General features: G+C 62.4%; 20 protein-coding genes and 1 tRNA gene. 11 read left to right on the top strand and 10 right to left on the bottom strand.

Annotated elements, in window-relative coordinates; genetic code table 11:
* The first annotated feature begins 383 nt into the window (after positions 1–383).
* From ASD76_RS04155 to ASD76_RS04145, 3 genes are all read left to right on the top strand, one after another.
* On the top strand, positions 384–3,842 hold the full coding sequence (locus tag ASD76_RS04155) for a TonB-dependent receptor domain-containing protein (RefSeq protein ID WP_156457540.1): 3,459 nt from the start codon (positions 384–386) through the stop codon (positions 3,840–3,842).
* A gap of 196 nt (positions 3,843–4,038) precedes the next feature.
* Positions 4,039–4,272: a hypothetical protein gene (locus ASD76_RS04150; RefSeq protein ID WP_055918883.1), complete on the top strand. Its 234-nt coding sequence runs from the start codon at positions 4,039–4,041 to the stop codon at positions 4,270–4,272.
* A gap of 190 nt (positions 4,273–4,462) precedes the next feature.
* Complete coding sequence (locus ASD76_RS04145; protein WP_055918878.1) at positions 4,463–5,452, top strand: zinc-dependent alcohol dehydrogenase family protein; 990 nt, start codon at positions 4,463–4,465, stop codon at positions 5,450–5,452.
* Positions 5,453–5,551: 99 nt separating this feature from the next.
* On the opposite strand, the gene ASD76_RS04140 is transcribed toward ASD76_RS04145, so the two are convergent.
* A complete protein-coding gene (locus ASD76_RS04140) occupies positions 5,552–6,910 on the bottom strand; it encodes a metal-dependent hydrolase family protein (protein ID WP_082553596.1) in 1,359 nt (452 codons plus the stop codon).
* A 345-nt stretch (positions 6,911–7,255) separates the two neighbouring features.
* Between ASD76_RS04140 and ASD76_RS04135 the strand changes: the two genes are divergently transcribed.
* From ASD76_RS04135 to ASD76_RS04125, 3 genes are read left to right on the top strand one after another with little or no spacing between them, the layout of a single operon-like run.
* A complete protein-coding gene (locus tag ASD76_RS04135) occupies positions 7,256–8,137 on the top strand; it encodes an alpha/beta fold hydrolase (RefSeq protein WP_055918872.1) in 882 nt (293 codons plus the stop codon).
* A 54-nt stretch (positions 8,138–8,191) separates the two neighbouring features.
* A complete protein-coding gene (locus ASD76_RS04130; RefSeq protein ID WP_055918870.1) occupies positions 8,192–8,788 on the top strand; it encodes a glutathione S-transferase C-terminal domain-containing protein in 597 nt (198 codons plus the stop codon).
* A gap of 24 nt (positions 8,789–8,812) precedes the next feature.
* Positions 8,813–9,730: a TIR domain-containing protein gene (locus ASD76_RS04125; protein WP_055918867.1), complete on the top strand. Its 918-nt coding sequence runs from the start codon at positions 8,813–8,815 to the stop codon at positions 9,728–9,730.
* A gap of 46 nt (positions 9,731–9,776) precedes the next feature.
* On the opposite strand, the gene ASD76_RS04120 is transcribed toward ASD76_RS04125, so the two are convergent.
* From ASD76_RS04120 to grxC, 4 genes are all read right to left on the bottom strand, one after another.
* A tRNA-Arg gene (locus ASD76_RS04120) sits at positions 9,777–9,853 on the bottom strand.
* A gap of 49 nt (positions 9,854–9,902) precedes the next feature.
* Entirely contained in the window at positions 9,903–10,367 is a 465-nt protein-coding gene (locus ASD76_RS04115) for a DUF1178 family protein (protein WP_055918864.1), read from the bottom strand.
* Entirely contained in the window at positions 10,364–11,191 is an 828-nt protein-coding gene (locus tag ASD76_RS04110) for a carbon-nitrogen hydrolase family protein (RefSeq protein WP_055918861.1), read from the bottom strand. The genes ASD76_RS04115 and ASD76_RS04110 overlap by 4 nt, the downstream gene beginning before the upstream one ends.
* Positions 11,192–11,212: 21 nt before the next feature.
* On the bottom strand, positions 11,213–11,476 hold the full coding sequence (gene grxC, locus ASD76_RS04105) for a glutaredoxin 3 (protein WP_055918858.1): 264 nt from the start codon (positions 11,474–11,476) through the stop codon (positions 11,213–11,215).
* A gap of 154 nt (positions 11,477–11,630) precedes the next feature.
* Here grxC and ASD76_RS04100 point away from each other — a divergent pair, with 154 nt between their 5' ends.
* Entirely contained in the window at positions 11,631–12,098 is a 468-nt protein-coding gene (locus tag ASD76_RS04100) for an Hsp20 family protein (protein WP_055918855.1), read from the top strand.
* Positions 12,099–12,404: 306 nt separating this feature from the next.
* On the opposite strand, the gene ASD76_RS04095 is transcribed toward ASD76_RS04100, so the two are convergent.
* The 3 genes from ASD76_RS04095 to tpiA form a co-directional block, all read right to left on the bottom strand.
* Positions 12,405–14,039, bottom strand: coding sequence for a CTP synthase (locus ASD76_RS04095; protein WP_055918852.1), 1,635 nt, complete (start codon positions 14,037–14,039; stop codon positions 12,405–12,407).
* 104 nt (positions 14,040–14,143) lie between these two features.
* Positions 14,144–14,551, bottom strand: a complete 408-nt coding sequence (gene secG / locus ASD76_RS04090; protein ID WP_200943038.1) for a preprotein translocase subunit SecG — start codon at positions 14,549–14,551, stop codon at positions 14,144–14,146.
* A gap of 71 nt (positions 14,552–14,622) precedes the next feature.
* Positions 14,623–15,378: a triose-phosphate isomerase gene (gene tpiA, locus ASD76_RS04085; RefSeq protein ID WP_055918848.1), complete on the bottom strand. Its 756-nt coding sequence runs from the start codon at positions 15,376–15,378 to the stop codon at positions 14,623–14,625.
* Between the two features lie 233 nt (positions 15,379–15,611).
* On the opposite strand from tpiA, the gene ASD76_RS04080 reads away from it, so the two are divergent.
* Genes ASD76_RS04080 through ASD76_RS04070 form a run of 3 tightly spaced genes read left to right on the top strand, consistent with a single transcriptional unit; the run spans position 15,612 to position 19,843 of the window.
* Positions 15,612–17,549 carry a peptidyl-prolyl cis-trans isomerase gene (locus tag ASD76_RS04080; RefSeq protein ID WP_055918845.1) on the top strand — a complete coding sequence of 646 codons (1,938 nt, stop codon included), beginning with the start codon at positions 15,612–15,614 and terminating at the stop codon, positions 17,547–17,549.
* A gap of 18 nt (positions 17,550–17,567) precedes the next feature.
* Positions 17,568–19,073, top strand: coding sequence for an anthranilate synthase component I family protein (locus tag ASD76_RS04075; protein WP_055918842.1), 1,506 nt, complete (start codon positions 17,568–17,570; stop codon positions 19,071–19,073).
* On the top strand, positions 19,070–19,843 hold the full coding sequence (locus ASD76_RS04070; RefSeq protein ID WP_055918839.1) for a phosphodiester glycosidase family protein: 774 nt from the start codon (positions 19,070–19,072) through the stop codon (positions 19,841–19,843). Before ASD76_RS04075 ends, ASD76_RS04070 begins: the two co-directional genes overlap by 4 nt.
* A 65-nt stretch (positions 19,844–19,908) precedes the next feature.
* Here ASD76_RS04070 and ASD76_RS04065 read toward each other — a convergent pair whose 3' ends face one another.
* Positions 19,909–22,815 (bottom strand): TonB-dependent receptor domain-containing protein, encoded by a 2,907-nt coding sequence (locus ASD76_RS04065; protein WP_082553595.1) that lies wholly within the window; start codon positions 22,813–22,815, stop codon positions 19,909–19,911.
* A 158-nt stretch (positions 22,816–22,973) separates the two neighbouring features.
* Here ASD76_RS04065 and ASD76_RS04060 point away from each other — a divergent pair, with 158 nt between their 5' ends.
* Positions 22,974–23,462, top strand: a complete 489-nt coding sequence (locus ASD76_RS04060) for a MarR family winged helix-turn-helix transcriptional regulator (RefSeq protein ID WP_235506501.1) — start codon at positions 22,974–22,976, stop codon at positions 23,460–23,462.
* Between the two features lie 47 nt (positions 23,463–23,509).
* Here ASD76_RS04060 and ASD76_RS04055 read toward each other — a convergent pair whose 3' ends face one another.
* The gene (locus ASD76_RS04055; protein WP_055918830.1) at positions 23,510–23,854 is read right to left on the bottom strand and encodes a RidA family protein; all 345 of its coding nucleotides are present in this window, start codon (positions 23,852–23,854) and stop codon (positions 23,510–23,512) included.
* Positions 23,855–23,956: the final 102 nt, after the last annotated feature.

Below are 23,956 nucleotides of genomic sequence, written 5' to 3'. Positions count from 1 at the left end.
AACAGCAGAAATCCGCCAAAAACGTTGACTTAGCTAATCATCGGCCTCTCGGGGATTTCCCCGACCCTGCGCAACAATGCTGCCCGAAGTCCCGGAATTGAGACACTTTCAGCGGCGTTGGGGGATTCCTTCGCTAGACACCGCCGATACCTGTCAATATGTGTTCCCCGTAAGCGGACCTCTTGCCGATTCCGAAGAGCGAGGCCGCACAAGGGGAGGTGACAATGTCCACGACATTTTTGCAGACACGCGCCTCTGGCTCGCCGATGCTTTCGGCTGCCGGCGCATTTGCACACCCCCAACTATAAATTCGAACACCGGCCCAGGCTCAACAGCTCGGGCCATCTTTGTGAAGGGAGCACGACGTGAGGAGTCTACAAAACATGGGGGTATATAAGGCCCTGCTATTGGCAGGATGCGCGGGTACCGTTTCGCTGGCGATGCCAGCCTACGCGCAAGACGTTGATTGCGATGCCACTCCGGACAATCCGGCTTGCGCTGTCGCCAACGACGCGATCATCGTCACGGGTTCGCGCATTCAGCGCCAGGACTTCGAGTCGACCAGCCCGACCATCACCGCTGACGAAGCGCTGCTGCAGAACTCCTCGACCACCGCGGTGGAATCGAACCTGAACAAGCTGCCGCAGTTCGTTCCGGCGCAGACCCCGACTCTGGGCGGCGACATTCAGCCGACCGCGACCAACACCCCGGGCGCCGCGACCGTGTCGCTCCGTGGTATCGGTTCGAACCGCACGCTCGTCCTCGTCGACGGCCGTCGTTCGACCCCGTCGAACGCTTCGGGCGTCACCGACATCAGCACCATCCCGTCGGCCGCCATTGAACGCGTCGAAATCATCTCGGGCGGTGCTTCGGCGACTTACGGCGCTGACGCCGTCGCCGGTGTCACCAACTTCATCCTGAAGAAGAACGTCCAGGGCCTCGAACTCGACGCTCAGGCCGGCATCACCCAGGAAGGTGACGGCTTCGAATACCAGCTGTCGGGCATCATGGGCACCGACTTCGAAGACGGCCGCGGCAACATCAGCCTCGCGCTCTCGATGAACACTCGCGAAGCCAACTACCAGCGCGACCGCGATTGGTACTCGGACCTGTACAACAACCCGCAGGTTCCTGGCTCGGCGTTCTTCAACCCGTCGCCGGGCGTGATCCTGTCGTTCGGCAATCCGCTTACTGCGGGCGGCCAAGCCTTCGTGAACAACACGCTGTTCCCGGATGCTTCCGTCGGACCGGCTCTCGGCGGCGCAGGCTACAACATCTTCTTCAACCCGGACGGCTCCGCCTGGACCGGCAACAACTTTGCCCAGCGTCGCGGTACGCAGGGCTTCAACTCTGGTGCGCTTGACGGCCAACCCTGGAAGCAGACGGCCGCTGGCAACATCGGCTTCAACAACACCAACCTGTACCTGATCCTGCCGCTGACTCGTTACAACGCGCTCGCTCGCGGCAACTACGAGATCAACGACTGGATCGGTGTGTTCGGCCAGGCTAACTTCAGCTCGGTCAGCACCTACACCCGTAACGAACCGGGCCCGATCACCAACGGCTGGGACGCGTTCATTCCTTACGGTACCGGCGTGTACGTTGGCAGCCAGGCTCCGCAGAGCAACGGCCAGGTTCTGGGCACCGGCAACATCAGCTCGGTCATCCTGAACGGTCAGTTGAACGGTTTCACGCCGTATATTGACGCGACACCGAACAACCTGGCGGACAACCCGACCAACCCGGCGTTCACTGCGCTCTATCGCAACCAGTTTGCGTGCGCCACGCAGGCCATTGGCGGTTGTACCAACAACCAGGTGACCGGCCAGTTCTTGCCGGCTGATCTGCAGACGCTGCTGAACAACCGTTCGAATCCGAACGCACCGTTCCAGCTCGCTACCTACATGCCGGACGATCGTGAGACCTTCACGGACGTCCTGACTTACAACATGACGACCGGCCTTCAGGGCTCCGTGCCGGACACCGATTGGACCTGGGAAGCTTTCGTCAGCCACGGCGAATCGCACACCTTCGCCCGTCAGACCGGCATCTACTCGCTCGAACGCGTTCAGACGGTCCTGAGCTCGCCGAACTTTGGTCAGGGCTTCAGCTCCACCGGTAACTCGGAGTCGAACTTCTTCGGCGCCTCGACCGGTAAGTGCACCACCGGCCTGAACTTCTTCAGCCCGCCGTCGGGTGGCTTCAGCGAGGACTGCCTCGAAGCCATGCGTGCGGACCTGAAGAACCGTTCGAAGTTCCGCCAGACGATTGCCGAAGTTAACGCCCAGGGCTCGCTCATCAACCTTCCGGCTGGTGAACTCCGCGGCGCTATCGGTGCCAGCTATCGTGAGATGGAATACGAATTCATCAACGACACGCTGACCACCCAGGGCCGTTCGTTCCTCGACCAGGCTCTCGGCATCTACCCGAGCGGTGACGCCTTCGGCAGCATCAACGTCCGTGAAGTCTACGGCGAGTTGCTGGTTCCGGTTCTGGCCGACATTCCGTTCATCCAGGCGTTCAACCTGGAACTCGGCGGCCGTATGTCGAACTACAACACCACTGGCACCAGCTGGACGTACAAGCTGCTGGCTGACTGGTCGGTCAACGACTGGCTGCGTTTCCGTGGCGGCTACAACCGCGCTGAACGTGCGCCGAACATTGGCGAGCTGTTCCTCTCGGCCCAGCAGACTTTCGGCATCAACAACCGTGGTGACGTCTGCTCGACTGCGAACCCGAACGCGTTCTCGGCTAACAATGGCTCGAACCCCATTAACGGTGCCGGTAACTCCGGTGGTGCGGCGGGCGCTTTGGACGTCGAAGCAGTCTGCCGTGCACTGATGGCCCAGGCTGGTCCTGACGCAGCGGCGCTTTACTACGGTGGCGGTGTTGCGCTCGGCCAGACGCCGACCACGAACCAGGCACCCGGCAGCTTCGGCTTCGCGTTCCCGACTCTGATCGGTAACCCGAACCTGAGCCCGGAAACGGCCGACACGTGGACTGCCGGTTTGGTTATCCAGTCTCCGATGGACAGCGGACTCCTGTCGCGTCTGCGCCTTTCGGTCGACTGGTATGACATCACCGTGAAGGACGCGATCGGTGCTCAGACGGTGGGCGCAGTGCTGCAACAGTGCTTCGATCCGCAGTTCAACCCGCTCGTCACTGGTGCTTCGGCCTCCACGACGGCTGCCAACGCTGCTGCCAACAACGCGTTCTGCCAACTGGTACCGCGCAACGGCACCGGTCAGCTCGGCAACGTGAAGATCACCTACACCAACGATGGTCGGGTGCATCTCTCGGGTATCGATGCTCAGCTCGACTGGGGCTACGACATCGGTCCGGGTACCTTCACGCTGAACACCGTGTTCAACTACCAGATGGACTTCGAGAGCTCCGCTCTCTACCCGGCTCTCCCGCTTGTCGACTATGTCGGCACGACGGGCTCGGGTGAGAACGGTCTGAACCCCAACGTGTTCGAGTACCGTATCTTCACGACGGTCGGATACAGCTGGGGTCCGGCACGGGTTGCCCTGCAGTGGCAGTACTACCCGGGTCTCGAGGACGGTGGCGAAGCCACTGTTCCGGGCGGCACTCCGAACCAGAGTGGCTGGCCGAGCTACAACCTGTTCAGCCTGAACACGAGCTACCAGCTGACGGACGACATCGGTCTCCGCTTTGGTATCGACAACCTGTTCAACAAGCGTCCGCCGCTTGGGAACATCAACACTGCCGTGACGGACGCGACTGCGGCCACCAACGGCACGCTTCAGGGCGGCAGCTTCCTTGGTGCACACGACACCAACGGCCGTCGCTTCTACCTGGGCGCCAACGCCCGCTTCTAATCGAAACGGCAACAGCCGAAACTCTAGGGCCCTCCCTCACAGGAGGGCCCTTTTTATTTGTGCGGGCCTCTGAGGCGGCGCAGCAAAAAGCCGTATGTCAAACAACGACATACGGTTCTCACACAATTGACCGTGATAACGCAGAGCTAGACCTTACGACGGTGAGCAACTCGCTCACGACCGATAGGAGAGGACTATGTTCAAGTTCAAACTCGCACGAAAGGTTCTAGCGGCCGCGAGCATTGGCGCACTGTCAATGGCGGCAGCCACTCCAGCCCAGGCAGGCTATTACGTGACCTATTGGTCCGACTATGTCGGCGGAACGAACGTAGGTGGCGCCTTCTACGGTGACGGCGGCAACCTATGTTATTCATGGGGCGTGCAGTACGGCATTTTGTTCTATCAGTATGCCGGCCCAGGAGGCTGCTGAGGCTTCCATCTAGCAATGCCCGCTTCTTCCCGGCTGCCAAAGCCCATTTCTAGTCGAAGCGGCAACAGCCAAAACCCGGGACCCTCCTTTGCGGGAGGGTCCTTTTTATTTGTCCGGCGACAAGTCGTTAGCGCTGGACAACCGTTGGCACGCTGGCCCACTTTCGATCGCAAAGAGGGAGAATAGCGAGATGTCAAAGGTCGTTCGTATCCACAGCCTCGGTGGCCCTGAGGTCCTGAAGATCGAGGACTTCGATATCGGTACGCCCGGAGCTGGCGAAGTCCGCATCCGGGTAGAGGCCGTCGGCTTAAATCGCGCAGAAGCCATGTATCGCGCCGGCCGCTATCCAATCGCACCAAAACTGCCCAGCCTTATCGGCTACGAAGGTGTTGGTGTGATCGAACAACTCGGTCCGGATGTGGATGACTTCAAGGTCGGCGATCGGGTTTGCGTCCTGCCGATGATCCATCAGGGACAATACGGCATCTGGGCGGAGGAGGCGATCGTTCCGACCCGCATTCTCCTGCCCGCGCCTCCGGGCCTAACACCCAGCGAAGCCGCATCGATTTGGATGCAGTATATGACCGCCTACGCCCTTATCGAGGTGGCCGAGATTGGCATCGGTGATGGTGTGATCATCCGCGCCGCCTCCTCAAGTGTCGGCATCGCGGCCATCCAACTGGCCAACTGGGCGGGCTCGATCTCGATCGCCTGTACTCGGACTTCAGACAAGGCCCAGGCTCTGCTCGATCAGGGCGCCGCGCACGTAGTTGCAACCGATGAGGAGGACCTGGTCGCTCGGGTGATGGAGATCACCGGCGGGAAAGGTGCCCGCACCGCTTTCGATCCAGTGGGCGGCCCCTACGTCGAAACGCTGGCAAATGCGCTCGCCCCACGTGGGATCCTTTTCATCTATGGCGGCCTGAGTGGCGAAGCCACGCCCTACCCCCACTGGCCGTGCGCCTACAAAGGCCTCTCGGTACGTGGATGGGTCGCGAGCGAGATCTGGAACCACCCACATCGCTACAAGACGGCACAGGAGAAGATCCTTACCGGCCTTGCGAGCGGTCACCTAAAGCCCGTTATCGCCAAGGAATTCCACGGGCTCGACCAGATCTTAGCCGCGAACGAGTTCCTGGAGTCGAACCAGCAGGTCGGCAAAGTCGTCGTGAAATTCTAATCTGGAATAATCATTTACCGCACAAACTTGGCAATCCGTGCGGACTCAGGACATCAATAGGCGGCTTTGACGGCCGCCCATTGTGACCACGGCGAAGCCTCAGTGGGCAAGAGTGTTCTTGTAGATCTTGCCGTCTTTCATGATGATCAGGAAATTGCGCTCCGGATCGGCGATCAGGTTGATGTTCTCCAGTGGATTGCCATCCACCAGCAGTAGGTCCGCAAACGCCCCCTGCTCCACGACGCCTAGCTTACCGGGATAGGGATTGCGCCTGCCAGACAGCTGCAGGAGCTCAGCGTTCGTGCCCGTCGCCATCGCAAGCGCCTCGGCCGGGGTATACCAGCGGGTCAGTGAGGCCAGGATCGCCCCTTGCTGCTGCGCGAGCGCGCGCGAGAACAACACGTCGGTGCCCCAGGCGACCTTGAGATGGTACTTTCTGGCCAACTGGTAGGTCTTATCGATTCCAGGCCAGACCTCGTCAGCTCCCTGCCGCTGGACGGATCCGACGGGAAATCCCTCGCGAAGCGCCTCTGGTAGCGGCTGCAAACTCAGCCAAATGCCCTTTTGCGCAATGAGTTGCGCCGTTGGTTCAGTCATCAGGAAGCCATGCTCGATCACTTTGACGCCTGCGTTGATCGACGTCCTGATGGCATCATCGGTAAATGCATGCGCGGTGACGTAGGTCCCCCAGTTGGTTGCCGCCTCAGTCGCAGCACGTATCTCCGCTTCAGTGAACGTCGAAACGTCCACCGGACTGAATGGTGACGACACGCCACCTCCAGCAGTAAGTTTGATCTGGGATGCGCCCCGCATCAGCTGTTCACGCACCCGCATCCGCATTTCGTCCGGGCTATCGACGATCGCGGCACCGCCAATTTCTTCGATCCTGGAGAGCTTGCCGGGCACGCGCGGCAGGTCGACTAGCTGGCGGAAGTCGCCATGACCGCTGGTGACCGTGATCATGGCACCCGATGGATAGATGCGCGGACCGTCGATGAGTCCTTCGTCAATGGCGCGCTTGAGTGAGAAGGCCGGGCCGCCGACATCGCGCACAGTCGTAAAGCCGCGCATCAGGGTATCCGTCGCCTCGTCGGCCGCGACGATATTGGTGTAGCCGACGTCGTCGGCCATCATCTGGATCGGGTTCCCCCGGATCAGCATCGTATGCCAATGGGCGTCGATCAGGCCCGGCATCAAGGTTCGCCCTCCGCCGTCGATCACCGTGGCCCCCGGCTCGGCCTCGATGGCTCCGGTAGAGATGCGCTCGATTGTGTGGCCCCGGACGAGGACGTTGGACGGGCCAGATAGTGACGAGCCGGTGCCGTCAAAAATGCGGACATTCTGGAATAACGTGGTGTCGCTTACCGGTGCAGGATCTTGTGCGTGAGCACTTGGCAATGGCGCCGCCGCAAGAGCCAGAAGCGTCGCCAGTACATACGGTCGAAACAACACTTTCATAGAGCTACTCCCTGATGTTCGATCTCCGGTGCAGGCAGTTTTGCGCGAAGCGTGATCCGCTCCGCATTCTTGTTTTCAAGGCTCGATGAGTGACAAGCAGAACAATCCCCCAGAAGCCTAAACTCTCTCGTGGGTCACGTGGTTCCCGCGCTGGCGAGAAGAGGCTGCTGAGCGACAGGTCGCCGTGCGCTCGGGTTTAACCCCGATTGATACTAGTGCTTGCAGCCCGGACTCTTTCCGTCAGATTCGACCCGACCTGGATCGTGTCTCCATTGCCCGAGGTCTCGATCTCGGTTCAGCAGCGCCGGTCCTGCAGGCCGGCATTTTGGTAAGGGATCTTCTCCCATGACTCATGTCACGACCTCTGATGGCACCCGCATTTTCTACAAGGACTGGGGGCCGAGAGATGCACAGCCGATCGTGTTTCACCATGGCTGGCCGCTTAGTGCCGACGACTGGGACAATCAGATGCTGTTCTTTGGTGCGTTAGGCTATCGCGTGATCGCCCACGATCGCCGCGGCCATGGTCGGTCGAGCCAGACGAGCGAAGGCAACGACATGGATACTTACGCCTCCGACGTCGCCACGCTGGTCGCCGAACTCGATCTCCGCAATGCGATCCACATTGGCCATTCGACGGGTGGCGGCGAAGTAACGCGCTACGTCGCGGGCGCCGAACCGGGACGTGTCGCCAAGGCTATCCTGATCGACGCGGTCCCACCGGTGATGGTCAAGAAGGACACGAACCCGGGCGGCACGCCGATCGAAGTGTTCGATGGCTTCCGGGCCGCGCTCGCAGCCAACCGCGCGCAGCTCTACCTCGATATCCCGACCGGCCCGTTTTACGGCTTCAACAGGCCGGGCGCGAAAGTCTCCGAAGGGCTCATTCGCAACTGGTGGCGCCAGGGGATGATGGGTAGCGCCAAGGCCGGATACGAATGCATCAAGGCCTTTTCCGAAACCGACTTCACCGAGGATCTCAAGGTGATCGATGTGCCCGTATTGGTCATTCACAGCGAGGACGATCAGATCGTGCCCTACGCGGACTCGGCACCCCTTACGGTAAAGCTGCTGAAGAACGGCACGCTCAAGACCTACAAGGACCTGCCTCACGGGCTGTGCCAAACCCATCCCGAGATCGTGAACGCGGATATCCTGGCCTTCCTCCGTGGCGAAGACCTACAAGCCGAGCGACAGGAGGCGGACGCACAGCCTGTGGCTGGTTGAGGTCGAATTGCTGGCCCGGCCCCACTGGCCGGGCCAGTCCCAAGGAGTAGGTCGATGAAACTCTATTATTCTCCGGGTGCCTGCAGCCTCGCCACCCGCATTTCGCTGCACGAAGCCGGGATCGCGGCCGAGTTCGAGCGCGTCGACCTCAGGGCCAAGATCACCGAAACAGGGCGCGACTACACCGCGATAAATCCCGCCGGCTCGGTTCCTATGCTCGTGCTCGACGATGGCGCAGCGATCACAGAAAACGTCGCCGTTCTCGATCTCATCGCCAATCGCGAACCGAAGCTGGGTGTCGGAGGCCCGTTGGGGCGCACGCGTCTGATCGAGATGCTATCCTTCCTCTCGACCGAGTTGCACATCGCCTTCAAGCCATTCTGGCATGCAGCCGGTGGGACGGAGAGGCGCGAAGCCGCTGAGGCGGTGGCCAAACGCTTGGATTTGCTCGAAAGCCGCATTGTCGAACCCTATCTGTTCGGTTCGGATTTCACAGTGGCTGACGCTTATCTCTTCGTCATGCTCCGCTGGGCCCAGGCCTTTGGTCTAACCATCCCGCCCCGCCTGCTAAACGCGTTCGAGCTGGTCTCCGAGCGGAGCGCGGTCCAGCAGGCCTTGGCCGAAGAGGCGGAGCCTGCTCTGAACGATTGATCGCCGGCGAATGGGAGGATTTGAATGGGCAAACCGCGTCTATTCTTGGGTTCGTCGGGCAAACAGGCCAAATTGCTCGCGGCATTGACCCGCGGCCTCGAAGACGTGGCGCAAGTCGAGCCCTGGACAACCAGTTTCAGCCCAGGAACGACGACCCTTGAGCGCCTCATCGAACTAACTCGCGAGGTCGATTTCGCCGCGTTCATTTTCGCCCAGGACGATTGGACGAGCACTGCTGTAGAGCCTGAAAGTGGCCAGGCTTCTCCGAGGGACAATGTCGTCTTCGAAGCCGGCCTGTTCGGCGGGGTACTTGGCATGCGCCGGACATTTATCCTTCACGCGCGCGGTTCGAAGCTACCGACAGATCTGCTTGGCCTCACCTGCGTACGATACGAGGACGTCATAACTCCGGCGGAGACCAGAAACATCAACCAGAAGCTCCGGCAGGCGATCGAGAGCGAAGGGCACCTATCGCGGATGCAAGGGGGCTGGTGGCAATATTCCCTTACCGAACGCACCGAACGGGAGCCCTCGGCCTTAGGCCTGCTGCGGATTTCGCGGGGCCGCGACGGTGCACTGGAACTGACGGGCAATTCCTGGCGAGAGGATGGGAAACTCTCTGCGAGGTACTGGAGCGAGGCAGCGAAAGAGAAGCGCGAACCCGCCGGCCTTTTCTACTATTGGAAGGGCGAGCGGCCTCTGTCTGCCGACGCACCCCAACTCCATGGCACGGGAGAGATCCGTCTGGAATCAGCCGACCGCGCGTCAGGCTATTTCACCACCCGTTCCGACACTCAGCCTGAGGTAAATGCCCGCACCGCCGGGGTCTACGTGCGCGCCGATGCTGATGACATTCGCATCCTGGACGACGGTAACGACGAACAGCGCGCAAGACTGCTCGCCGAACGGCTGCGCGACTGGAGAGGTGTCGTAAACGCCTGAGCGCAACGTGGTGGCGCCGTAAGATTGTCACCTAAGTGCTTGTTTTTGGTGCGCCCGACAGGATTCGAACCTGTGGCCCCCAGATTAGGAATCTGATGCTCTATCCTGCTGAGCTACGGGCGCACGCCGAGGTCGTTTAGGTGGCCCGGCGCGGCAAGGCAATGTCCTGAAATCAGTTGAGCTCTTCTGGAGGAGCCACCGGGAAAGGCAGCGGGGCCACCGGAATACCTTCGTCGATCAACGCCCTCGCCTCTTCGGCCGACGCGCGGCCGTGGATCGCTTCTGCATCGCGCTCGCCATAATGCATCGCCCGCGAATGTTCGGCGAAACCGTCGCCTACCCAACGAGAACTGGCGAGTGCCTGAGCCTGAGCCTCGGCCAGTTTCCCCAGTGCTTCAGTGACTTCCACGGGAAGTGGGCCGTGTGTCAGCACCTTCTTCGCATCGCCTTGGTCAGGAGAGCGCTGATTCCCCTTCTTCGACACCGCTGGTGCCATCGGCGCCTTTTCGACCGCATCAGACCCGCACTGCGGACAAGTGACGAGGCCGCGGGCCATTTGCCCGGAAAAATCTTCTGACGAGCCGAACCAGCCTTCGAAACGATGGCCGCCGTCGCAGGTGAGGTCGAACACGATCATATCGTATTCGATGTAGGCAAGTGGCGGCGGTTAGCAAGGCTCGGCAGCTGCTGTCGAACCTCCTTGATCCGCTTCGGATCTATCTCCGCGAAACCGATGCCGGGCGCATCGCCCCCCATGTCGAGCGCGATCTCTCCCCAGGGGTCGATCACCAGCGAATGACCGTATGTCCGCCGCCCATCGGCGTGCTCACCGACCTGCGCCGCGGCAACGATATAGGCGCTGGCTTCCACCGCTCGGGCCCGCTGCAGAAGGTGCCAGTGGGCCTTGCCAGTCGGGACGGTAAACGCGGCGGGAACGGCGATCACGTCGCAGCGCAGTTGCCCGAGCGCCTCGAACAAGGCCGGGAAGCGCACATCGTAGCATATCGCGAGGCCGAGTTTACCTACCGGAGTCTCCGCGCTCACCACCGTTTCGCCAGGCGCATAGGCGGCGGATTCGCGCCACGTCTCGCCACTGGCGAGTTCGACGTCGAACATGTGGATTTTGTCGTATTGAGCAACGACCTCGCCGTCGGGCCCGAGCAAAAACGAGCGGTTCGCCCACCGACGATCCTCGCGCAAAATGGCGAGCGAGCCGAGCGCAACCCAGATACCATGCGCCGCTGCTGCCGAACGAACCGCGGCCAGCACAGGATTTTCCTGCTCGCTGACAATGTGCGGGCCAGCGCGCTCGCGATCGCGATCGAGCAGGCCCGACATCTCTGGCGTGAATAACATGGCTGCCCCGCCTTGCGCGGCCTCGGTCACGGCCTGAACGAGCGTTGCGGCATTTTCGTCCGGGTCGATGCCCGACGTCATTTGCAGGATCGCGATACGGGTCATGGATTGGTCGCCTAGCGGTTCTTAGAGCCCAAGCAAGGCGTCAAGCTTGCCTTCCTGGTCCAGCCTCGCGAGATCGTCGGAGCCGCCCACGGCCGCACCGCCGATGAATATCTGCGGCACGGTGCTGGCGTCGGGCTTACGCTCAAGCATCTCGGCCTTCTTTTCGCCGCCAAAGGTAATGTCGTATTCGGTAAATTCGACACCTTTGCTTTCGAGCAACCGCTTGGCGCGAAAGCAGTATCCGCAAAAGGCCTTGGTATAGATCTCGACAGTTGGTTGGCTCACGCGTCACCCCTTGCAATGCCGCCCTGCGCCCCTTGAACAGGGGCAAGGCGAACGTATCTAACACCTGCCGTATCACGCCGCGAGGGTGATCGGCAGAGGGGTGCCGCGGCAGCGGGCCCCGTCAGTCAAATTGCTCTTTGGAGGATTTGTTTCGATGAATCGTTTTGATCTTACCCCTTACCGCCGGTCCACAGTCGGTTTCGACCGGTTGTTCAACTTGCTTGAAAGCCAGGCTCGCAACACCGCTGGCGACAACTACCCCCCTTTCAATATCGAACGCCGCAGTGAGGACAGCTATCGCATTACACTGGCGATCGCGGGCTTCCGCCCGGGAGACCTCGACATAACGGCCGAACAGAATCTGCTGGTGGTCCAAGGCCGCAAGCGCGACGAGAATGTCGAAGCGGACATGCTTCACGTCGGTATCGCCAATCGCGGCTTCGAACGCCGGTTCGAACTGGCCGACTACGTCCGCGTCGAGCGCGCCGACCTGGCCGACGGCCTGCTGGTGATCGATCTGGTGCGTGAAGTGCCCGATGCGATGAAGCCGAAGAAGATCGCCATTGGCGGTCAACCGAACCTCGAAGTGGTCAAGGACGGCAAGCAAGCCGACGCGGCCTGATCCCTAAATATCGATTGGAAAAGAGTTGGGGGCGGAACCTAGTGGTGTCCGCCCCCTCGACGCTTAGGCGCCGACCTGCCTTTCGAAATGACCGTCCGGGTCGCAAAAGACGGCCAAACCATCGGGCAAGACTAAACCGTGCAGAAACGACCAAGCCCTGAAGGCCGTTCTGGTTTGTGGGCAGCCGTGTACGTAATAGTGGCCACCAAAACCCCCGTTTGGCAGCCTGCTTCCCCATGCAACAATCTACGCCTCATCGGGCAGGATGAGCAATCGGTTTTTTAACTATGTTGCGTTGCGGGACAGTTACACGAGTCGGGACTGGCGCACCGCGGCGGCAATGAAGCCGGCAAACAGCGGGTGCGGGTCGAACGGCTTACTCTTGAGTTCCGGATGGAACTGGACGCCAACGAACCACGGATGATCCGGCCGTTCCACGATCTCCGGCAGCAGCCCGTCGGGCGACATTCCTGAAAAGACCAAGCCGCCCTTCTCGAGCGGTTCCTTGTAAGCCGAGTTCACTTCGTACCTGTGGCGATGGCGTTCGGAGATATTGGTCGTTCCACCGTAAATCGTTGAAACGTGACTGTTCCCGGCAAGAACCGCCTCATAAGCCCCGAGGCGCATGGTTCCGCCCATGTCGCCTTCCGCGGACCGTGTCTGCAGCCCTTCGGCACCCATCCATTCGGTAATGATGCCAACGACGGGTTCCGAGGTTTCGCCGAATTCGGTCGACGACGCATCGGAGATCCCGGCAGTGTTTCGGGCGCCTTCGATGCAGGCCATTTGCATGCCGAGACAGATACCGAAGAACGGCACATTGCGCTCACGCGCGAACCGCACGCTGGCGATCTTGCCCTCGGAGCCCCGTGTCCCGAACCCGCCAGGCACAAGGATCGCGTGCATCGGCTCGAGCTGAGCGGCGATGTCCGAATCGGCTTGCTCGAAAATCTCGGCGTCGATCCACTTGATCTTCACCCGTACCCGGTTGGCCATTCCGCCATGCACCAGGGCTTCGTTGAGCGATTTGTAAGCGTCAGGAAGGCCAACGTATTTGCCGACCACCGCGATGGTCACTTCGCCTTCAGGATTCTCGTACCGGTCGACAATGTCAGTCCAGCGCGACAGGTTTGGAGCCGAAGTCTCAAGGCTGAAATGGCTGAGCACCTGCTCGTCGAGGCCTTCGGCGTGGTACTGCAGCGGCACGGCATAGATGCTCGAGGCGTCGAGCGCCTGGATCACCGCTTCCGGGCGGACGTTGCAGAACAGCGCGATCTTGGCCCGTTCGCTCGGCGGCAGGGGGTGTTCGCAACGGCACAGCAGCAAATCAGGCTGGACGCCCAGGCTGGTGAGCTCGCGGACCGAATGCTGGGTAGGCTTGGTCTTCAGTTCGCCGGCGGCAGAGATGTACGGCACCAGGGTCACATGGACCACGCAGGTGTTATCGCGCCCAAGCTCGTTGCGCAGTTGGCGAATCGCCTCGATGAACGGCAAGCTTTCGATGTCGCCGACGGTTCCGCCGATCTCGCACAGCACGAAATCGAGGTCGTCGGTTTCCGCGAGCGCGAATTCCTTGATCGCGTCGGTCACGTGCGGAATGACCTGGACGGTCGCGCCCAGATAATCCCCGCGCCGTTCCCGAGCGATGATCTGCTGATAGATGCGCCCCGAAGTGACGTTGTCGCTCTGTCGCGCGGATACGCCGGTGAAGCGTTCGTAATGCCCGAGATCGAGGTCGGTCTCCGCCCCGTCATCGGTGACGTAGACCTCACCATGCTGATACGGACTCATCGTGCCCGGATCGACATTTAGATAGGGGTCGAACTTACGAATGCGGACCTTGTAGCCGCGCGCTTGCAGGAGGGCAGCAAGGCTTGCCGCCATCAGTCCCTTACCAAGCGATGAGACCACGCCGCCGGTGATGAAAATATACCGCGCCATGGGAGACGAGCCTTAAGCGCCCCCATGCACTCGGCGCAAGGGCCGACTGGGGGAATTTAACAGGTTACGGGCCAAATGCCCGCAAGTTGGCGTGAGAAGTGAAGTTACTCGGCCGTACCGGCGAGCGGATCCTTGGTCGCCGGCGCCGTTTGGGCCGGAGTCGCTGCACCGCCAACGGGCTGGTCGAGCCCCGGTCCGGTCTGAGTCACCGGTGCCAGGGGATCCTGGACCGGGGCAACGCTACGATCGAGCGAAGTGTCGATGTCACGGCCCGTCGTCGTGTCGACAGCAAGGGCCGCAAGAACGATCGCCAGAGTCACAAAACAAATCGCGAGCCACTTGGTGGCGCGAGTCATGAAGTCAGCCGCGCCGCGCGCGTTCATCAGCCCGCCCGGGCTACCGCCCCCACCGATACCGAGGCCGCCGCCTTCGGAACGCTGCATCAGCACGATGCCGACGAGCGCCGCGGCGATGATCGCCTGGATAACTGTGAGGAAGAGGAACAGCGACATGGAAAAATCTCAATCTAGCGTGCGCGGCCATTTAGGCGCGCCCGTACATGGGCGCAAGGGCAGCGCGGGACTTACTCGGCGCGTTCTGTCGCGGCGACGATGATGCCGACGAAGCTCTCCGCTGTAAGGCTGGCGCCACCGACAAGGGCACCGCCGACTTCTTCAGTGGCCAGGATTTCCGAGGCGTTCTCCGGCTTGACCGATCCGCCGTAGAGGATCCGCACCTGAGCACCGGCCTCGCCGTAGATCTCGCCGAGGCGAGCGCGGATCGAGCGGTGCATGGCGGCGATGTCTTCGATCGTCGGGGTACGGCCCGTGCCGATGGCCCAGACCGGCTCGTAAGCCACTGTGACGCGTTCGGCCACGCCTTCGCCACGCGGGAGCGAGCCATCGAGCTGCGTAGCTACGACAGCTTCAGCCTCGCCGCTGTCGCGCTGCGCTTCGGTTTCGCCGACACAAACGATCACGCTCAGGCCTGCGGCGAGACCCGCTTCAGCCTTCGCCTTTACCGCAGCGTCAGTTTCTCCGTGGTCGGCACGGCGCTCGCTATGGCCGACGATCACGAAACCTGCGCCCGAATCCTTGAGCATGGCCGCGGAAATGTCGCCGGTGTGCGCGCCGCCTTCGGCCGCATGGCAGTCCTGCGCGCCGATACCGATCAACGAGGCTTCCTTGCGCGAAGCATGGATGAGGGTGAACGGCGGGGCGATCGCAACTTCGGCTTTCAAGAGCCGTTCGGCGGCACGATCGATCGCACGCGCTTCCGACAGCATGGCACGCGTGCCATGCATCTTCCAATTGCCGACGATATAAGGGCGCTGGGCCATCAAGGGTCCTGTTAAATATCAAGTGAATTTTCCCGGTGCGACAGGCGCCGGAATCGGCTGCGCGCTAGTCCGGCGAGCCTCAGTTGTCAAAACAGCTTTTGACAGCTGCTGGAAACCCCCGTTCGACTGTTGCGGCAAAATCGCATGCGGGATAAAGCCGCCCTTCGAACGCGTGGGCCCTATCTCCTTGGTCTTACGCCAACACCGCAATCAGCCGAGAAACCCCTCTCTTCATGCTCCAGTTCTTCCGCAACTTCTTCAAATCGAAGATCGGCGTCGTCGTCACGCTGGGCTTTCTCGCCCTGATCGCCCTCGCATTCGCCAGCTCTGACGTCGCGAACACCAGTGTGTTCGGCGGAGTCTCCGGGGGTGATCGCGTCGCCGTTGTGGGCGACCGGCGGATAGATGCTGCCGACTTGAAGGAAAACCTGACGGCCTCGCTCGAACGGGAGCGCCAGCAGCAGCCGACACTCACGATGCAGACGTTCCTGAATGCAGGCGGGCTCGAATCGACGCTGAAGCAGTTGCTGCAGCGCACTTCGCTCGCCGTGTTCGGAGAGAATCACGGCATGCGCGCGGGGAACCGACTCGTCGACAGCCAGATCGTGCAGATCGCAGCCTTCCAGGGCGCCGACGGAAGCTTTGACGAAAACGCATTCCGCGCTGCCATCGCGCAGCAGGGCCTCAGCGAAACGATGGTTCGGAACGACCTCGGGATGGGCCTGCTCGCACGCCAGCTGATCACGCCGATCACATTCAGCCCAGTCATGCCCCACAGCGCGGTGCAGCAGTATGCATCGCTGCTGCGCGAGCGGCGCCATGGCACCGTTGCCTTGATCCCCAGCGCGGCCTTCGCCCCGCAAGGCGATCCGACGGCAGCCCAACTGCAGGCATTCTACACCGCGAACCGCAACAATTTCGTGCGTCCGGAACGCCGAGTGATCCGTTACGCCACGTTCGGCGAAGAGGCATTGGGTAACCGCCCGGCGCCCACCGAGGCGCAGATTGCCGCTCGCTTCAAGCGCGACCAGGCCAAATTCGCACCGACAGAGCGCCGCACCTTTACTCAGGTCATCGTCCCGACGCAGGCCGCCGCCAATGCCCTCGTCGCCGAGGTCCAAGGTGGCAAGGCGCTCGATGCCGCCGCCCGGTCGAAGGGCCTGGCCACGGCCTCCATCGGCCCGTCGACCCGCGCAGAATTCGCCGCTTCGGCCTCGCCCTCAGTCGCCCAGGCGGCCTTTGCGACTGAGCGTGGCGCTCTCGCAGCCCCGGCTCGCGGCGGCCTTGGCTGGTACGTGCTGCGTGTCGACCAGATCGACCGCGTGCCCGGCCGGACTCTCGAACAGGCTCGCGGCGAAATCGTCGCCGAGCTCGCCGAAGAGCAGCGTCGCACGGCGTTTGCCGATATGACTGCGCGCATCGAAGAAGAGATTGAAGGTGGCCGCAGCCTTGGCGAAGTGGCCCAGGAACTCAAGCTCACGCTCGCCACCACCGCTCCGGCAACGGCCGACGGCCGGCTCTATGGCAATCCTACCGAGACCCTGCCGCAAATGCTGGCCCCAGTGCTCAAGGTCGCGTTCGACATGGAGGAAGGACAGCCACAGCTGACGGAGATCGTCGCGGGTCAAACCGTCCTGGTCTACGAGGTCACCGAGATCACCCCTTCGGCCACGGCGCCTTTGGCCGAGATCAAGCCTGACGTGATCGCCCTTTGGCGCCGCGACGAGGGCTCCAAGGCCGCCAAGGCAGCGTCTGAACGTGTGATGCAGCGCCTCGCTCAAGGGACTGATCTCGCGGCCGCCGTGGCTGCCGAAAAGAAGGCCATCCCCGCACCGCAAACACTCAACATCGACCGCCAGGAAATGGCCCGCATCGGCCGTGTCCCGTCGTCGCTCGCGCTGTTTTTCAGCATGGCCGCAGGCACGGTGAAGAAGCTCGAGGCTCCGCAGGACGAGGGTTGGTTCATCGTCAAGCTCGACAAGATCGAGGCAGGCGCAGTGCCGGCCAACGACCCGATCCTTACCACGACGCTGAACCAGCTGGGCCGCATCACCGCGGAGGAATACGTCGAGCAGTTCGTCAACGCAGCGCAAGACGACGTGGGCGTGGAACGCAACCAGACGGCGATCGATGCCGTGGTGGCGTCCCTCACCGGCACCCAAGCCGACTGAGGCGCGGCCTTGCCAGCCATGCTCCCCGAGAACGCCGAGGCGGCTCGCTCCCGGCTTGCCGCTGGTGAGCCGGCACTCGTCTGGCGCCAGCTCGTCGCCGATACCGAAACACCGGTCGGCGCGGCGCTCAAGCTGATCGAGCCCGGTCGCGGGGACTTCCTGCTGGAATCGGTCGAAGGCGGCGAGGTTCGCGGGCGCTACAGCCTGCTCGGCCTCGACCCGGACCTCGTCTTCCGCGCCACTGGCCATTCGTGCGAAGTGAACCGTAGTTGGAAGCTCGACCGCGAAGCTTTCGAGCCGCTGCCGGGCGATAGCCTGGCCGAACTGCGCCAGCTTGCCGACAGCTGCCGGATCGACGTGCCCAAAGGCCTTCCCCCGGCCCTCGCCTGCCTGGTGGGCTATTTCGGCTACGAGACGATCGGCCTGGTCGAAAACCTGCCGAGGGCTCCGCAAAGCGAGCTGGCGGTCCCCGACGTGCTGTTCGCGCGGCCGACCCTGATCCTCGTGTTCGACGGGCTCAGCGACGCTCTGTTCGCCATCGCGCCGCTGTGGGCCGACGGCAGCGAACCACAGCGCGCCGTCGAACTCGCCGGTGAGCGGATCGACGCCGCCCTCGCCCGCCTCAGTGCGGCCTCGCCTGCACCTCATCGCGATCTCGGCCTACCCGAGATGGCGCTCGAACCGGTCATGCCCGCCGAAGACTATGAGGCGATGGTCCTCAAGGCGAAGGAATACATCACCGCGGGCGACATCTTCCAGGTCGTGCTGGCGCAGCGCTTCACTTGTCCGTTTCCGCTGCCGCCATTCGCGCTCTATCGCGCGCTGCGGCGAGTTAACCCGTCACCGTTCCTCTACTTCCTCGACCTCCCCGGCTTTGCCGTTGTTGGTTCGAGCCCCGAGATCCTGGTGCGCGTCCGCAACGGCGAAGTCACCATCAGGCCGATCGCCGGCACCCGCCCGCGCGGCACGACCGAGGAAGACGATATCGAGGCCGAACGCAGCCTCCTGGCCGATCCCAAGGAATGCGCCGAACACCTGATGCTGCTCGATCTCGGCCGCAATGACGTGGGTCGGGTCGCGGCCGCCGATAGCGTCAAGGTCACCGCGAGCTTCACCATCGAACGCTACAGCCACGTGATGCACATCGTCAGCAACGTGGTGGGCCGTCTCGATCCTTCGAAGGACGCCCTGGACGCGTTGTTCGCGGGCTTCCCTGCCGGCACAGTCTCGGGCGCACCCAAGATCCGCGCTTGCCAGGTGATCGCCGAGCTAGAACCCGAAACACGCGGCCCTTACGCCGGCGGCGTTGGCTACTTCGCGCCCGACGGATCGGTCGACTCCTGCATCGTCCTGCGGACCGCGGTGGTGAAGGACGGCGTGATGCACGTCCAAGCCGGCGCCGGGATCGTCGCCGATAGCGACCCCGCCTACGAGGCCGCCGAGTGCCGCCACAAGGCCGGCGCTCTTATCGCTGCGGCGAAGGAAGCGGCACGGGTTGCAGGCGAGGCAGGGTTCGGACAGTGAAGCGCGCGGCGGCGCTGCTTGCGTTCGCCATTGCCGCATGCGGGGCGGAAGAGCCTCAAGCTGAACCGCAACGGGATTGTGCAGCGGTCATCTTCGAGGACGCCGCCCTCACCCACTGCATTGCCGATCCGACGAAGCACGTCATCCGCACGGCCCTCGACGGACGGGATGGCAAGCCGGCGCGCTCCTTCGCCGTACTCGCGGAAAGTCTGCCAGACCCCGGACAGCTTGCGTTCGCGATGAACGCCGGGATGTACGATGAAGACGGCAATCCGATCGGCTACTATGTCGAGCACGGAGAGCGGCGGCACACGCTCAACCGCAACGATGGTGCGGGCAACTTCCACCTGAAGCCAAATGGCGTGTTCTACGGCTCCGGCGGCGTCTGGCAGATACGCAGCACGGACGATTTCGCCGCCAATGTCAGCGATCGACCGGAGTTCGCCACCCAATCCGGCCCGATGCTAGTCATCGGCGGCAAGCTTCATCCCGGCTTCGATGAAAACGGCCAATCGAGGAAGATCCGCAACGCCGTTGGCATCGACGCACAGGGCCGCGCCCATTTCGTGATCAGCGAGACGCCGGTCAGCTTCGGCAAGCTCGCCCGCTATTTCCGGGACCGGTTGAAGACGCCCAATGCCCTGTTCCTGGACGGCAGCGTATCGCAGCTCTGGGATCCTGGGCATCACCGAATGGACGAAGGCGTACCGCTTGGTCCCTTTATCCTGATCGAAAGACAAGTGGACCCCGCGTCGGTTGGGAAGCGTTAGCCGACGCCCGCAATGATGCGGCCAAGAGTATCCGTGCAGACCTGAATCGTGCGAGGCGACCGCCCTCAGGCGCCGAGGCGGACACGCACACCCGCGCGAAACGCCCTCCCTACAGGCTCAAACAGCAGCTGGTTGGTCGTCCCCATGCTGCCAGGTGCAATGGGAGGATCGCGATCGAACACGTTGTTCACTGCGGTGAAAAATTCGAACTCCCGATCGCCGGCTTCCACACGCCACTGAAACGCAAGGTCGAGATAGAAGCGGCTCTGGACACGGTTGTTGTCGACGCTGTTCGGCAAAGTGATCGAATAGCCTTCCTGGTCCGGCCCGACGAAATTGGTCCAGAAGATGCCCGAAGGGATGTATCGGCCATGGGCAGTGAGCTGGAACTGGTCGAGCGTCCACGTCGCCATGCCGTCGATCGCGTAGTCCGGCACGCCCGGCACGGTGCCGGTCCGCCAGCCCGTCTGCCCAGCCCGGTCGATCGCCCCGGCAACATCGACCGTGGTAAGTTCCGAAGCGATGTTCGCCAGCACCGACAAGTCGAGGTCACCGGCTGTGCCGAGGGGCTGGCGATATCGGAACTCGATGTCGAACCCTCGCGCTCGCAGCTCGTTGGAATTGAGGAACAGATCATCGATCTGCACGATCGCATTGGTTTGAGGATCGCGCGTAATGAGCGCGCAGAATTCACTGACACCTTCCGAACAGCGATTGGCCAGGGTCTGCGCGCCTAGTATGCCGATCGCATCCTTCACGCTGATATCGTAGTAGTCGACCGAAAGACGCAGGCGGCTGAGCGGTCCGCTGCCGGTCGGCGAAATCACCCCGCCGATGGTCCAGCTGTCCGCTCGCTCGACGCGAAGATCGGGATTGGAGCCCGTGATCACTGTGGGGCTGGATTGCTGTCCGGTGTCTGGATCTGTGAAGCCGATCGACCGCTTGGTTCGAGGGCCAACCAGTTCGACCAGGTTGGGCGCCCGGATATCGCGCGATCGGGTGGCGCGCAGCCGGATCCCATCCACGGGCTGATAGACCACACCGGCCTTCCAAGTCGTGACCGCCCCCGTCGTGCTATAGTCGGTGCGACGGAGCGCGCCGTTGAGATCGAGCGCGTAGCCAAGCGCGGAGTCCTCGAAGACCGGCACCGCTAACTCGGCATAAGCCTCTTTCACCTCGACTGCCCCGGAAAGGGCCGAGCCGTTCAGCGTCCAGAAGCCGTTCTGCATCGAGACCGGATCGGTAGTCCCCTCGATTTCGTCGCGCCGATAATCAGCACCGATGGCCAGGGCCACCGACCCTGCCGGCAGATCGAACAGGCTGCCACGCAAGTTCGCGGCGACCATATGCTGATCGTTGATCGTATCCTGAAAGCCGTTGCCGGTGATGTAGCCGTCGGCGGCTTGCGAAAAGAGCCCCTCGCCAAAGGGATTGTAAGGCGCACAGGCTGGATCGTCATTGGCCGGATCGGCGTCGGCATTGACCCGGCAAACGATCGCACCCTGCGGTCCCTCAACGGCATCGACGGCGCGCTGCAGGTTGACGAGATTGATCGCGTTGTAGGTGTTCTGACGAAAATGGGTGCGCCCGTACTGATAGCCGACATCCCAGGTCCAACCTGCGCCGAACTCGCCCTCCAGTCCGGCAACCGTTCGCCAGGTTTCGGTATCTGAGGTGGCGTAAGCGGGTCCGAGGCTGAAGTCCGCCTTGCCGAGTTGAATGGCCGCGACGCCATTCGCATCCATCTGTTCCGCGATCGCCCGTGGAATGAACGGATTGTCGCGCTGGATGCGCCCCATCAGCGAGCCGCTGGGATCGCGCAGTACGTTCGACACCACTGTGCCGCTGACCTTGCCGTACGAAACGTCGAGGCTCGCGCGGATGGTGTCGGTCACGTCGAGTGTGGCGATGCCGTAGAGCGAATAGCGCTCGACCGGCACCTTGAGCAGCAGCGGGTAGAAGAACGAATTGCGGCCGTAGCCCTCCCCCCCGACCATGAACAGCGACCCCACCGACGAGCCATATTCGAAGGCGCGCGGGGTTCCGTCGGGAGTAAAGGTGGTACCGCGCAGCGGATCGCCGGCCATGGTGCCGATGGGGCTGCCCGCAGCATCGTAGGAACGGTTGATGAGGCCCCCGGGCGCCACAGTCGAAGTGTGCACGTTGCCGATGATGAGGTTGCCGGGAAGACCGCCCGTTCCTGCTGGGGTATTGCCGAAGATCAGCGTCTCAGTCGCGCACCAGGATCGAGAATAGCATGTGCCGAGGCCTTCGTTGTTCTCGTACTCCCCCGAAATGGCGACGTGCAGCCGGTCGCCGATGCGGCTGCCGGCCGTGAGGCTGAGGTATTGGCTCTCATCGTCGCCCAGCTGGGATATACCGCCGATTGCCTCGGCTCGGATGCCTTCGAAGCGGCGATTGAGGATGAAGTTCACCACCCCCGCGACGGCGTCGGAGCCATAGGCTGCAGAGGCGCCGCCAGTCACGACCTCAGTCCGGCTCACCAAAGCCGAAGGGATGAGGTTTACGTCGACCGTGCCCTGCGACGTGCTGGGAACGAAGCGATGGCCGTCGACCAGGACCAGAGTTCGGGGCGAACCTAGCCCGCGAAGATCGAGCACGCGGGCGCCGATATTGCCACCCTGGTTAGCTTGGGTCGCCGGTCCGCTCGTGGCGCGAAAGCTCGGCAACTGGTTGAGCGCATCGCCCACGTTGGTGATGGCCAGCGCTTCTACCCGCTGGCTGTCGAGCACCGTGACCGGAGTCGGCGAAGTGAAGCCGCTGCTGAGGCCGGAACCGAGGCGTGAACCGGTGACGACAATTTCGCCTTCGGCAGGCTCGGTCTCAGTCGAAGCCTCTACTGGGTTCGAGATCTGATCGGTCGTCGCGTCCTGCGCGCTTGCGATCGAAATCGGCGTCAACGCAGTTGCCAGTCCAATCGCGCAACGCACGCGCCAAGCCGTAGAGGCCATGTCTCTCTCCCAGTTCCAAGCCGCTGTTATGACGCGGCTTTCTTGCGTATATTGGTACGTACCTTGTTACATATATGTCAAGGCATCGCCCGATCGCTTGGCAAATGACGGGCGCCGGCCTACCGATCAGTGGGGCGAAATACGGGGAGGGGCAGATCTTGGGCGACGATTTTGGCCGCTGGGCAACGGAGTTCGGGCGCTTCTATCCGAAGGGCAGTCGATCCAACCTGGAGTTCCGCCTGTCACGCCTGCTCATTCTGTCATCTCGCCGTTGGATGGCGTTGATCGACAGCAAGGTCAGCAAGTCCACCGGCTACGCACGACCGCAATGGCAAACCTTGTTCGCCATCGCTTTCCAGGGTGGCCGGGCGACAACCATCGAGCTCGCCGAGCGGATGGGCGTAAAATGGCCCGCGCTGGTCCGGACATTGAACTCGCTCGAGGCCGACGGCTTGATCGTGCGGAACGAAAACCCGGACGACCGCCGGTCGCGGCTGATAGAGATCACAAACGCCGGATCGCAGGTCCTGGCCCGGGTTCAGCCGGTGGTCGATCCAACCCGAAAGGCGGTGCTGGAGGGCTTCTCCGAGGAAGAGATGCAGACCTTTGCCGGCCTGCTATCACGCTTGCTCGACCGTTTGGATTAGTCGCACGGTAGGTGAGGAGCGACCCGTCCCCCACCCACAACGCTTCATCAGCAAACCGCAGTGATGATGATCTCGACCCGGTAGTCCGGGGTAGCAAGCTTCGCTTCGCCGGTGGCGCGGGCGGGCGGGTTGTCCTTGTCGACCCACACGTCCCAGACCGAGTTCATTTCCGCGAAGTCGGCCATGTCGGCGAGCCAGATCGTGGCGGTGAGGATGCGCGACTTGTCGGAGCCCGCCTCGGCCAGCAGCCTGTCGATCTGCGCCAGGACCGCGGTGGTCTGGGTGGCGACACTTTCACCCGGCGCACCGACTTGTCCGGCAAGGTAGGCGATACCGTTGTGAACTGCTGCCTGGCTCATCCGCGGGCCCGGTTCGATGCGACGAATGCTCATGATTTCCTCTCTTTGGTGGATTCGTAGTCCACTGTCCTAGGGCGACGAACTGTGCAGGCAAAGCTGCGTTCGACGGAAAGCGCCGGTATTCCGGCGCAGGTA

It is taken from the genome of Altererythrobacter sp. Root672 (genome assembly GCF_001427865.1).
GTDB lineage: Bacteria > Pseudomonadota > Alphaproteobacteria > Sphingomonadales > Sphingomonadaceae > Croceibacterium_A.
Note: the sequence above shows the minus strand (reverse complement) of the source record. Positions and strands in the feature narration are given on the sequence as shown.